At 46.4% G+C, this 12,957-nt stretch carries 9 protein-coding genes and 2 pseudogenes; 5 read left to right on the top strand and 6 right to left on the bottom strand.

Annotated features, from left to right (window positions below; all coding sequences use genetic code 11):
- Positions 1 to 204 precede the first annotated feature (204 nt).
- Positions 205 to 639 (top strand): hypothetical protein, encoded by a 435-nt coding sequence (locus tag CEQ32_RS01890; RefSeq protein ID WP_088585421.1) that lies wholly within the window; start codon positions 205 to 207, stop codon positions 637 to 639.
- 635 nt (positions 640 to 1,274) lie between these two features.
- Here CEQ32_RS01890 and CEQ32_RS01880 read toward each other — a convergent pair.
- A pseudogene (locus CEQ32_RS01880) lies at positions 1,275 to 2,291 on the bottom strand (IS256-like element ISSod5 family transposase); the annotation flags it as partial.
- 127 nt (positions 2,292 to 2,418) lie between these two features.
- Between CEQ32_RS01880 and CEQ32_RS01875 the strand changes: the two are divergent.
- Positions 2,419 to 4,029, top strand: a complete 1,611-nt coding sequence (locus tag CEQ32_RS01875; protein WP_011787758.1) for an IS1634-like element ISSpu7 family transposase — start codon at positions 2,419 to 2,421, stop codon at positions 4,027 to 4,029.
- Between the two features lie 11 nt (positions 4,030 to 4,040).
- Here CEQ32_RS01875 and CEQ32_RS01870 read toward each other — a convergent pair.
- From CEQ32_RS01870 to CEQ32_RS01860, 3 genes and pseudogenes are all read right to left on the bottom strand, one after another.
- Positions 4,041 to 4,247: pseudogene (locus CEQ32_RS01870) on the bottom strand (IS256 family transposase); the annotation flags it as partial.
- Between the two features lie 23 nt (positions 4,248 to 4,270).
- A complete protein-coding gene (locus CEQ32_RS01865; RefSeq protein ID WP_088585420.1) occupies positions 4,271 to 5,209 on the bottom strand; it encodes a class I SAM-dependent methyltransferase in 939 nt (312 codons plus the stop codon).
- Positions 5,210 to 5,215: 6 nt separating this feature from the next.
- Positions 5,216 to 6,322 carry an AI-2E family transporter gene (locus CEQ32_RS01860; protein WP_088585419.1) on the bottom strand — a complete coding sequence of 369 codons (1,107 nt, stop codon included), beginning with the start codon at positions 6,320 to 6,322 and terminating at the stop codon, positions 5,216 to 5,218.
- Positions 6,323 to 6,420: 98 nt separating this feature from the next.
- Here CEQ32_RS01860 and folX point away from each other — a divergent pair, with 98 nt between their 5' ends.
- From folX to gltS, 3 genes are all read left to right on the top strand, one after another.
- On the top strand, positions 6,421 to 6,789 hold the full coding sequence (gene folX, locus CEQ32_RS01855; protein WP_037419769.1) for a dihydroneopterin triphosphate 2'-epimerase: 369 nt from the start codon (positions 6,421 to 6,423) through the stop codon (positions 6,787 to 6,789).
- A gap of 82 nt (positions 6,790 to 6,871) precedes the next feature.
- Positions 6,872 to 7,762: a TIGR01777 family oxidoreductase gene (locus CEQ32_RS01850; RefSeq protein ID WP_037426729.1), complete on the top strand. Its 891-nt coding sequence runs from the start codon at positions 6,872 to 6,874 to the stop codon at positions 7,760 to 7,762.
- Positions 7,763 to 8,311: 549 nt separating this feature from the next.
- A complete protein-coding gene (gene gltS / locus CEQ32_RS01845) occupies positions 8,312 to 9,535 on the top strand; it encodes a sodium/glutamate symporter (protein WP_037426727.1) in 1,224 nt (407 codons plus the stop codon).
- A 164-nt stretch (positions 9,536 to 9,699) separates the two neighbouring features.
- Here gltS and CEQ32_RS01840 read toward each other — a convergent pair whose 3' ends face one another.
- Complete coding sequence (locus CEQ32_RS01840) at positions 9,700 to 12,201, bottom strand: ABC transporter permease (protein WP_088585418.1); 2,502 nt, start codon at positions 12,199 to 12,201, stop codon at positions 9,700 to 9,702.
- 3 nt (positions 12,202 to 12,204) lie between these two features.
- Positions 12,205 to 12,954: an ABC transporter ATP-binding protein gene (locus CEQ32_RS01835; protein ID WP_088585417.1), complete on the bottom strand. Its 750-nt coding sequence runs from the start codon at positions 12,952 to 12,954 to the stop codon at positions 12,205 to 12,207.
- Between the last annotated feature and the right edge of the window lie 3 nt (positions 12,955 to 12,957).

Here is a 12,957-nt window from a genome sequence, read left to right as displayed (position 1 = left end):
TCAGACACTTATAAAGTATCCATCTAGTCTTCAACATACTTTTCCACAGATTCTGTGGATAACCTAAAAAGTGAATCTTTTAAGGTATGCCACAACCATTAGACAGGAGTCAAGACATTCTCGCCAAAGATGCCCATTATTACAAAACTTGAACATAGCCGCTAAAATCGCGATACTCGTGACAAATTCCTATAACTAAAAGCCATGAGAACCTTATTTTTCCTTTCATTACTGTTTTTGTTTGGCTGTGGCGAACCCACAGACAAAGAACAACACGTGCTCACGCCCGAAGAAGTCAGCCTAGGCTTTTTTAGCGCCATTTATGTTGACCGCGATGTCGAAAAAGCCAAGCAATTTGTGAATCAGCCACTTAAAGAGGTGTTAAGCCACTACTATATTGCCGCGGCAGTGCAACGCAATATGCTTAGTCTTTCAATGACTAATGTGGAAATGGAAATTGATGACATCGATATCGACTTCTTCCGTAAATTTACTAAAGACGTCTTAGTAGTCGTTAAGATGAAAGGTCTAAAAGGTGGACAACCTTGGATTGATGACAGAACCATTCGCCTACATAAAATTAATGGTAAATGGATTATCGTTGAGATTATGCCCGAAAAACGTAAGGTCAATGGCTAATATCTTGATAACGCATCAATCTAATATCCAAACTCAGATAAAAAAATAGCAACCCTAAGGTTGCTATTTTCATGTGCTTGTATTTGTTACTTCAGACTCAGAATTGTCCTGTAAGCGAATGGCTTACAGAACTTAGACCGCTTCTTCTTCGTTCTGCGCAGGTAAAGACGTCATCACATCGTCTTTAACTTGGTAGTAAGCGTTTTCGTATTCATGAACTTCCATAACAACTCCTGCTCGATTTTGTAAGGTCGCAAAGGCATGTCGTTCTATGCAGACATTTTGCCCATGAGGAAAGGGAATCTCCGTGGCGCTGAGTATACCAAAGCAAAATCAACAATTACAGAAAACTTTCAGTTTTGTTTCCAACTTAAAGATGAAATCGGTGCTTTATCGTTGCAAATGCCAAAAAGCAGTATTAAACCATGAAAGACTTTCAGTCGATGTAGGATGATGTGCTAAAGAATTGTGGTTGATAAATAAAGCATATAAGAAGATGAGTGCAAAATGGGAGCAATTGCGTAGAAAGGTAATATGGATGCTATAAAAGTAGTCATCAAGGCCACTTAACCCTGATGACTACTGTAATTTACGCTTTTAAACGAGGCTGTTCATAATTCTGTGTCAGGTTAATTTCACAGATCGATATGGTTTTCTAAGCGCCCCTCAAAATGGATTGAGAGCTGTGATAGCGTCAAATTCCAGTTTTGGATGGGATGGGTCCAGCGCTCAGAGGCCTTCAATATACCCGCGTAAAGCAGCTTGAGTAAACTGTTCTCGTTAGCAAAACCGCCCTTCGTTTTGGTTAACTTCCTGAATTGTCGATGTACCGCTTCAACGGCATTGGTGGTGTAGATAGCGGTGCGGACATAGTCTGGGTATTTGAAATACACCGATAGCAGCGCCCATTTGTTACGCCATGATTTAATCACCACGGGGTATTTATCGCCCCATTTTGTCTCCAGCTCATCCAGTGCCATCTCGGCCGCATTCAAGGTGGCAGCCTTATAAACGCACTTTAAATCCGCCATGAAGGCCTTTTGATGCTTTGAAGCAACATACTTCATTGAGTTGCGAATTTGGTGGATGACACACAGTTGTACTTCCGTCTGTGGGTAGATGGTTTCAATCGCTTCAGGAAAGCCTTTAAGGCCATCAACGCAGGCGATGAGGATGTCTTTTACGCCGCGATTATACAGGTCGGTTAGCACGCTTAACCAATGGTGAGCCCCTTCATTATCAGACAGATATAGGCCTAACAGCTCTTTTTTACCTTCGACGTTAAGGGCCAAAATGGTGTAAACCGCCTTGCTGATAAAGCGGCCGTTCTCTTTGATTTTATAGTGTATCGCATCGAGCCATATGACGGGATAAAGCGGCTCTAGCTCGCGTTCACGCCATGCTTGAAGCTCAGGGAGTAACTTGTCAGTGATGGCGTTCACCGTGCCGTTGGACACCGACATGCCGTACATGTCTTCGATATGCGCGCGAATATCTTGGTAGCTGGAGCCTAATGAAAATAAGCCAATGATTTTACGCTCCATTTCATCGGTAAGTTGGGTTTGGTGCTTTTTGACTAATTGAGGTTCGAAGGTGCCCGCCCTGTCCCTGGGCGTGTTCAACTCGAAGTTGCCAAGGGGGCTTTTAACCGTCATTCCGCAGCTAATTCCAGAATTTAAATAGTGTGATCTGGCGATCAGCTTTTCATAAAAACTACGACACCATCTTGACCGCGATCGACAGTTTTGATCTATTACTGCTATTTGACGGTCTCAAAATATGTCTACCCATCCTGTTATTAAACGCTTAGATCACCTTGGTCTCATTGCCGCCTTTTGTCACGAAATTGGCCTGCCACGGATGATAGATGCCGTTATCCCAAAATATTCTGACCACAATGTTTCTCATGGTGACGCGGTATTGGCCATGCTCCTAAATGGACTTGGCTTTCATAGCAGAACACTGCACATGTTCTCGGACTTTTTTAAGACCAAGCCTGTATCTAAGCTACTCGCCAAAGACATTGAAGCACACCACCTGACTGATGATGTACTAGGCCGCACATTAGATGCTCTATACGAAGCCGATGTCTCAGCGCTCTATCAGGTTATTGCTGAGCGTGTTGTTGATAAACTGGGCTTGACGACCGATTCTGTTCATCTTGATATCACTAGCTTCCACGTTGATGGTGAGTATGCACAAGATGAAAACACCAACGTGATTAAGCTTGTAAGAGGTTATAGTCGGGATCATAGGCCAGAGCTTAACCAAGTCGTGCTTGAACTCATCTGTGAAAACCAAGCAGGTATTCCTGTTTACATGCAAGCACTGAGTGGTAACACCAATGATGCCAAGGCATTCGCTGAAGTCACTAAAAGACACATACATTGCCTAAAAGCCGCGCAAAATAGTCGTTACTTTATCGCTGATGCCGCTTTGTACACCGAAGAAAGCATCTCCTCGCTAGATGAGCAAAATCAAAAATTCATTACCCGTGTCCCCATGACCATCAAGCTCGCAAAACAAGCACTACTTGCGCTAGAGCCAGAGCAATTAAGCACTATCGGTCATGGCTACTCAGGATGTTGGATAGACTCGGATTACGGAAAGGTCAATCAACGTTGGTTGCTCGTTCACAGTGAACAGGCCACCAAGCGGGAAGAAATCACTTTCTTCAAGAACTTAGAGAAAAACATAGCAAAAGAAATCAAAGCGTTGGAAAAGCTAAGTAAAAAACCATTCGCTTGTGAAGTTGACGCAGAATTAGCGTTTAACGATTTCAAGAAACAATGTGACTTACTTGGGTTTGAACAAGGCACTCTCATCAAACAGCCGACTTACTCTCATTCGGGCCGCCCAAAGACAGATGAAGCACCGACAGGATACCAATACTTTATCGAAGCCGCCCCCTTCACCGACCTAGAAAAAGTAAAACTGGCTAAGCTCAAAGTAGGCATGTTTATCCTCGCGACGAATGACACCGACAATGAAGCACTCACCATGGCGGCTCTTCTAGCACATTACAAATCGCAACAAAAAGTCGAGCGCGGCTTCCGTTTTCTAAAAAGCCCTGAGTTTTTAACCTCTTCCATCTTCTTGAAAAAGCCTGAGCGCATTGAAGCGTTGCTAATGATAATGACGTTGAGCTTGCTTGTTTACGCTAGTTTAGAACACAAAATCAGAGAACAACTCGCACAAACCGAAGCGTTCTTCCCAAGTATGGTAAAGAACAAGACGACCTCCAGACCGACGGCACGTTGGGTCTTCTTGCAATTCGAAGGCATAGATACGCTAGAGATTAACGGCCAAAGGTTCATCACTGGACTTCAAGATCACCAAACACAACTACTCAAATTACTCGGTAGATTCTATGAGGTAGTTTATTCCTAAATTAGCTGCGGAATGTCGGTTTTAACTGTTTTAGTGGTTTTGCCATTCTTACGATTGGCACCTTCAGTGCTCGCCAAGTGGCCATCCAGCTCCGCTGCCAAGGCCGCTTCAGTGAGTTGCTTAATCAAAGGGGTTAAGATGCCATCCTTGCCGGTGAGGTCTTTACCTTCACGTAGTGCTTGAATGGCAGCATCGATATCAAAAGTAGGTGTGGTCATAAATCATCTCTTTTTGGTATAGCTTAAAGAAATGACACAGAAATTTGAACACTACCTTTTAAACGATACCGCAGCACCTTTAATGATTTCTCCTCAGAGATGTCTGCAAAGGATGCAGGGTTAGGTAAACGTTCAAGGTATTCAAGCTCAGGAGCCGCCTCCTCAACCTGCTGACGCAAAAATTGAGTGTCAAGCTCTGGCGCATTTAAGCAAAGCAAGACTTCAGCATTATCGGCTAACAACTCGGGTAAATGCCTGAGCAAACGCACATAATCCTTAGTTGCTACAAAACTGCCCTTTTGATTACTCGGCGGATCAGCAACCACGATGTCATAGGGGCCTAACTTACGCAATTTACCCCACGATTTAAAAATATCGTGCCCTAAAAAACGCGCGCCAGCGGTAAAGCCATTCAGCAGATGATTCTGCTTACCTATCGCAAGAGCTCCCTTACTCATGTCCATATTCACCACTTCATCGGCGCCGCCCTGCAGTGCTGCCACCGAGAATCCACAGGTGTAAGCAAACAAATTCAGCACTTTCTTGTGGCGTGCATTGGCTCTCACCCATTCACGGCCATTGGCCATGTCGAGGAACAAACCGTGGTTTTGACCACGCAGTAAATGTACCTGAAACCTCGCACCATTTTCAGTCACGATGTGAGGCTCTGGCACGTCACCCGCCAGTAATTGACTAAAGGTTTCGCCACCACTGCGGTATTGATACACCAAATTTAATGGCTGATTGGGTTGTATCACTTGCCAACGTGCCGTAATGGCCTGTTGGCAAAGGGCTAGATCCGCTGCTTCAAGGGCCGAAAAACTGGTGAATAACAATACGGGCGCGAACCAGTCTAAGCAAAGATGCTCGCAACCTGGATAATGTCCACCGCGGCCGTGGAATAATCGCGTGGCATCTTCACTGACTTTTATTGTCGCCAGTGCATCTATAAAACCTTGCATTATCTACTACTTCTTATCAGTTGGATGAGTATCGACAGGTTCAGAAACCGGAGTAGTGCTTGTCGATTGGCTCACCAATTTATCATCCACATCATCGGACAATAAAATGGCTAACCAGCTACCACTCTTACTGGATTCAAGGGCAATTTTAACCACCATGGTTAAGGGAACCGACAACAACATGCCAACAGAACCCAACAACCAGCCCCAAAAAATTAACGATAGAAATACTACTAAAGTGGAAAGCCCTAGACCGCGGCCCATAAATTTAGGCTCGACCACATTGCCCATCACCATATTCGCGCCGATGTAAAGCAGCGCGGTTCCGCCTGCTGCGGCAGGGCCTAATTGGATAAATGCTAGCAATACAGCAGGAATAGCGGCAATAATTGAACCGATATTGGGAATATAGTTGAATAAAAAGGCGATAACCGCCCAAAGCAGCGCGTAATCCACACCGATAAAGGCCAGTCCAATACCGACTATCAAGCCCGTCGCTAAACTAACGAGGGTTTTAATCACCATATATTGATTTACCGATTGCAGAAAACGGTCAATCTGTTGCAGGCGCATATCCGGATCATCCAAGGCCAAGTGCAGTTTTTTCGGTAAAGACTGCGCTTCAAATAGCATAAAGACGATGGTCAGGATGATAAGGAACAAATTCGCCATCACATTACCCACACCCGACAACATATTTGTGGTCATAGATAGCGCCATGCCAGGGTCAAAATAGGCTAACACTTGCTCCTTAGAGATTTGAATATTGAGTGCCTGTAACTTATGTAGCACCCAAGAAAACTGCTCCACCAGCTGATCGCGATATTGCGGCAACTGCTTAGAAAACTCATTGATTGAACTGCCCACTAAAGAGGCGAGCCATAAGCCCATCAACACGATAAACCCCATTAGCAGGATCACGGCAAGCCATTTAGGCAACCGATATTTAGTCATCAAGACAATCGCTGGATTACAAATCACCGCAATAAAACAGGATAAAACAAAGGGAACAACAATCGGGCTGGCGGCCTTTATCCCTGCCAAAATAATCACTACAAAAGCCATAACTGCAAAACCTTTATAGGCGGCAGTCGGCGAATTGGATCGTGTCATGGAGTAAAAATCCTTCTTGATCTTCGATAAAGTTGTTAGGCTAGCCTAAGAAATGCCTCGAACTCAATCACCTAAGCATTAGATACTAGATTGTTATTATGAAACCAGAAACCGCGATTATACGCATTAAAAACTTAAGACTGCGCACTTTTATCGGCATAAAAGAAGATGAAATCCAAAATAGGCAGGATGTAATCATTAATGTCGTTATCCATTACTGCGCCGCCAAAGCTCGCAACAGCGATAATGTCGATGATGCGCTTAATTATCGTACTATCACAAAAAAGATCATTGAGTTGATTGAAAACAATCGCTTCTCACTACTTGAAAACCTTACCAGCCAAACCTTAGCCATTGCCAGCGAGCATCCTTGGGTTGAATTTGCCAGTGTCGAAATCGATAAGCCCCATGCCCTGCGCTTTGCTGATTCGGTATCGATGGAACTGTGTTACCAAAAAAATCAATAAAGTGATCCCCACTTGTCCGTTGTCGTATATTGCTTATAAGGTTTGAAATAAAAGATAGCCACCCTCACCTAAGGATTTGACGATGAAGATTTTGATAACGGGAGCAAGTGGGTTTATTGGTCAGCAATTAGTGGCCCATTTAGCCAACCATCACCAACTGTTATTGCTGACTCGCCATCCTGCCAATAGTCGGCAATTATTGGGCCCACAGCATCAATATCTAAGCTCCTTAGACGAAATTGATGATTTGAATCATATTGATGCCGTGATCAATCTCGCCGGAGAACCGATTGTTGCTAAACGTTGGAGTGCGCAGCAAAAACAACGCATCTGCGATAGTCGTTGGAATATCACCGCAAGACTAAGCCAACTGATTTTGCAAAGCAGTAATCCACCTCAGGTGATGATAAGCGGCTCTGCAATTGGCTTTTACGGCCGTCAAGGCGCGAATACGATTGACGAACACGCAGCCCCCCACCCTGAATTCAGCCATGACATTTGTAAAGAATGGGAGCGACTCGCGCTAGAGGCTGCAACTAAAACCCGTGTTTGTATCCTACGCACGGGTATAGTGCTTGGGCATGGCGGTGCGCTAGCTAAAATGCTCCCGCCCTTTAAACTCGGCCTTGGTGGGCCTATAGGCCATGGTCGTCAAGGGATGAGTTGGATACATATCCACGATATGGTGGCCCTGATCGACTTTCTACTTTGTCATGAAACTTGCCAAGGCATATTTAATGCCACAGCCCCCCATCCTGTCAGTAATGCTGAATTTTCTAAAACTCTTGGTAGAGTATTAAATCGTCCAGCCTTTATGACAGCACCTGCACCAGTTTTACGACTCGCAATGGGTGAAATGGCGGATCTGCTGATCGAAGGCCAATTTGTTCTCCCCAAACATGCGCTCGACGCAGGCTTTAGTTTCCGTTTTGCTCAACTTGAGCCAGCACTTAAAGACCTACTCACAAGTTAATCTGTTATATGGCGTCATTCATACCCCGTAACTGGCTTGGTAATAAAATGTTATCAAGCCAATCGGCAAGCGTTAATATGATACTGAAGAATGACTTAGAAATCAGAGATAAAAAACCAGTATAGAATTTGTTTATCAGCCTAGTGCAACAAGGCTGATTAGACCGATTTGGCAACAGCATCAAAACATAAATACAACACAATGATTCTAAAGACTATTTAGCGACATCAACCCGTTTTTCTGTTACACTTTCGCCTCTTGCTTATCTATATTGTCGTGTTAGCACCCGCACTGAAGCACAGTTAACGCCCCAAGCAAGACCATTATCTTCAGTATTCGCCCACTCGGTGGCGATGCTGATCAACTATACCAATACGGTTCATATTCGCGCTTAATATTTCTTCTCCAACCTTGGGGATTGACAAGAATCGGTCCTTAGATCGCGCGTTTAACACTTAGCATTAGCGAGAGCTAAACAATGAGATGGGTCACCCTAACTCACCTTGAGTCTAGCGGTATTCCCACACAAACCATTTGTAAGGAACTATCATGCACACCACTTATACAATTGGCGAACTCGAGTCGTTCTTAATTGCTATCTTCGTGCTGTTTATTGGCCATTCCATCAATCGCCATGTGCGTGTTTTTAAACAATACAATATTCCAGAACCTATCGTAGGTGGACTGGTCATCGCCGCAGTCGTTGCCTTTTTACATTTCCAAGACATCACCCTCATCTTTAGTTTACCCATGCAAAATACCTTAATGCTGATGTTTTTCAGCACCATAGGTTTATCGGCTAACTATAAGCTACTGCTTAGTGGCGGCAAGAAAGTGTTTATCTTTCTCGGCGTGGCCTCGGTCTATATTATTATTCAAAATGCGGTTGGCGTGAGTCTCGCGAGCCTCCTTGGTTTAGACCCTATTTTAGGCCTTATCGCAGGCTCGATTACCCTCTCTGGCGGCCATGGAACTGGTGTTGCTTGGTCGCAAACCTTTGCCGAGAACTACGGCATCAACACCTTAGAACTTGCCATGGCGGCGGCCACCTTTGGCTTGGTCATGGGCGGCATTATCGGCGGCCCTGTCGCGCAGCGACTCATTGGCAAGCACAATCTGATATCTAGTTACGGCATGGGCCGTAAGCACCACGCCACGCATCCACAACTGGTGACCTATGATCAGCTCGAAGAGGACCAAGTTACCGCCAAGACAATCATCGAAACCCTGTTTGTACTGCTGATCTGCGTTGCGGGGGCAAAATGGTTTACTGTGTTTGTCAGCGAATATCAGCTGAATTGGCTCAAGATGCCAGACTTTGTCTATGCCCTGTTTCTTGGCGTAATCATCGCCAACATCACCGAAGTCACCCGTGGTTATAAACCGCATACTGAGAGTATCGATGTGATAGGCACAGTGGCACTGTCGTTATTCCTCTCTATGGCATTGATGAATCTCAAATTGTGGGAAATTTTAGATCTAGCGATCCCACTACTGATTATCCTGTTGGTGCAAACCGTCGTGCTGGCGCTGTTCGCCTATTTTGTAACCTTTAAAGTGATGGGCAGCAATTACGATGCAGCAGTGATCACTGGCGGTCACTGTGGCTTTGGTATGGGCGCCACCCCAACCGCAGTGATGAACATGGGCGCACTGGTATCGCGCACTGGCCCTTCTCCTCAGGCCTTTATGGTGGTACCGATTGTCGGCGCCTTCTTTATCGATATCGTCAATTTGATTGTATTGCAGGGCTACCTCAGTTTTATAATGTAACCCTACAAGGCTTTGTAATGAACTGAACGGTAAAGTCATCATCGTTGTAATCCAATGATAGAAACGATTTCATCGCCAATTAAAAAGCACTGGTTTATGCCAGTGCTTTTCATTTTACAAATGGGGTGTTACAGCGTTTGCCTCAGCTCCAAACTGACCTCATCTTAAGTGCCCACTTTTAATAATTCAGCGCAGGATTGATTGAGTAATTGGCGGCAACGCCATACACCCAGCAGCGCGACCAATAAGGCGCCGCAGACAGGGGCAATCCCCCACCAGGGCCAGTGCATATACACGTTGAGCTCAAACACTTGGGTCTTTAACAGATACAGCGCAAATTCCGCCACTATCACTGCAAGCACCCCAGCTATGCCCCCCAGTAAGGCAAATTCAAGCCCAGTGGCACTACGCAGTAACCAGCCCGAGGCGCCAAAGGTACGCAGCACCGCGAGTTCACGCTGGCGCGTCGCCATTCCCGCCTCAGTTTGGGCGATAAGCACTAAGGAACTCGCTAGTAAGACGAGGACCAAAACCAGCGTCAGCGACAGGGACACCTGCTCAATGATCTGCCGCAATTGCCCCACCATGGCGCCAACATCGATAATCGATACCGTAGGAAACTGCTGAATAAGTTCGAGGATCACTGTGTTCTTCGGGGCATCACTACCTTGCAAATCCGCATTTTTGTCGTCGAGGTAGAAGCTTGCCATCGAGGTATAGGCAAAGGGCGCCAACGCTTCTTGGGTGAAGATCATGAAGAAGTTTGGCTGTAATGTTTCCCAGTGCACGGCACGAATACTGGCGACCTTAACCCTTAGCTCTTGGTTATCAATCATATAAGTCAGCATATCGCCCAGTTTTAGCCCTAAACGATCGGCAACACCGGATTCCACCGACACCTCATCAGCAGCTTGATTAAAATGCCCTTCAATCAACTCGTTGTTGGCAGGCAAGCTATTGCGCCAAGTGAGATTAAGCTCGCGGGAAATCCCTATTCGTCCCTTCTCTCCGGCCTCGGCCTGCTCGTTAGAGATCAAGGTCTCACCATTAATTTGTGTCAGCCGGCCACGAATGACGGGGTAGATATCCGTGGCTGCTATGCCCTTTTGTGCCATAAAGTCGTTTAATGGCTTAGCATCATCGGGGGCGATATTGACCAAGAAATAGTTAGGTGCATTCTCGGGCAGCTGTTTTTGCCACTCGTTGAGTAAATCCTGTCTAAGCGCCAAAATCGTCAGTAACAATACCAAAGCCGCACTAAAGCCCACTAATTGCACCGCATTTTGCCTAGCTCGGCGCCTTAGGCCTGCCAGTGCAAGTTGCAAGGGATTGGTGGTTTTCATGCCGACACTGTGGCCAAGGCGGATCATCACAAAACCTAAAATACTGAGCAATACGCCGAGTAGCAGCACAGCCGCGACTACCGTCAGTGTCAGTGCCCAGCTTTGGGAATACAGATATCCCAACAGGGCCATCGCCCCTAAACTTAAGAGTAAATGCAACCACATGCCGAGCTGCAACCCCTCAAGTTGCCTTTGTAAGACCCGCAGTGGCGGAATCGCTAGCAGACGCATTAAAGGATAGGCCGAAAACATAAAGGCGCTGATAAGCCCTGTGCTGATCCCAAGCAGAAGCGGCCGCGTCAATGGCGGCGAATAGGCAGCGATTTCAGGGGGCAACAGTTGATTAATGCCTAAATCCAGCAGTGCCCCACCGATTAACCCCAGCAAAATGCCAAACAGCGTCACTAGTAGTAAATGGATGCCGAATAGTCGACGGATTTGAGTTGATGAGGCGCCAAAGGTTTTAAGCATTGCCACCACATCATAATGACGTTGGCAGTAACGCTGGGCGGCAATCCCTATCGCGGCGCAAGCAAGGGCAATACCGAGCAAGCTTGCCAGCAGTAAAAAACGCTCCGCCCGCTTCACCGCGCCCGCTATCGGTGAATCGCCAGACTGCACATCGACCCAGCGCTGGGAATTATTCAGCAGCGGTTTAACGCTATTTTCAAAGGCGCTTAAGGCACTTTCTTCACCCACAAATTGATACAGATACGTCACACGGCTGCCGGGTTGGATAACCCCAGTCTTGGCGACATCTTCTATCCGCATTAATACCACGGGGGAAGAAGCAAACGGATTAAAACCCGCATCGGGTAAGCGGCTGATTTCTTGACTTAAACGAAACTCACTGTTGCCTAATTCCAGTGTTTGCGGGTATCCCAAGAGTCCCCCTAAGCGACTCTCGAACCACACCTCATCGGCGTGGGGCAAGCCTTGGGCTTTTACATCTTGGCCATTGGCCGCTTTAAGTTCGATGTCTCCCTTAAGTGGATAACCGGACTCAACCGCACGCACTGTGACTAACTGAAACTTATCCCCCGCATACACCATGGAATTAAATTGCATATTGGTGACATGCTTAAGGCCAAGCTCATCGGCCTTGGCCAGAATGCTGGCGTCAATTTGAACGGGAGAGTCGATAATACGATCGGCGGCGATAAACTGAGTCGCTTGTCCGTTGATAGCAACTTGCAAACGCTCACTGACCCGCGCAAGACCGCTAACCGACAGCACCGCCAAGGTAATGGCGAGGATAATCAATAACAACTGCCCCTGTTGCAACTCGCGCTTAAACAGGCGCCATGCCAAATTAAGCTCCATGGGTTAGGCCTCCTTGGCGCTTAATTCAAGGTTACCATTCACATTGTGCGATTGGGTCGAATCCAACTCTTCCTGCAAGTGGCCGTTGTCCATAACCAGTTGCCTTTGGCAGCGTTTCGCCAGTTGCAAGTCATGGGTGACTAGGATGAGCGTGGTGTGGCTCTCTTGGTTCAGCTCAAACAACATATCGGCAATTTTATGGCCGTTAACACTGTCCAAATTGCCGGTTGGCTCGTCGGCAAATAGCACTTTAGGTTCACAAATAAAGGCCCTCGCAATCGCAACCCTTTGCTGCTCACCGCCGGATAACTGTTTAGGTAAATGAGTCAAACGGTGGGATAACCCCACGCGCCCCAGCATGGCCTCGGCCTTCTCCTTGGCATTTTTAACCCCGGCAAGCTCGGCCGGTAGCATCACATTTTCAAGGGCGGTTAAGGTATCAACTAACATAAAAGATTGAAAAATAAAGCTCACTTTTTGCTTACGCAGCGCGGCTTTCTGTTCTTCATTGAGCGGTGATAGGGCCTGGCCATCGAGCCAAATCTCCCCCGCCGTTGGGGTATCGAGCGCGGCGAGTAAGCCAAGTAGCGTCGATTTACCCGAGCCGGAGGGTCCTAATATCGCAACACTTTCGCCCTGCTTGACATCTAAGTTAATGCCCTTGAGGATAGTGAGCGAACCTTCCTGAGTAGTCACCGATTTTTCGAGGTTAACCACATTAATGGCACTATTTTTTGAAACGACGTTAGACATAGG

It is taken from the genome of Shewanella sp. FDAARGOS_354 (genome assembly GCF_002209245.2).
Taxonomy (GTDB): Bacteria; Pseudomonadota; Gammaproteobacteria; order Enterobacterales; family Shewanellaceae; genus Shewanella; species Shewanella xiamenensis.
The sequence above is the reverse complement of the archived record's forward strand: the minus strand, read 5'-3'. Positions and strand labels throughout refer to the sequence as shown.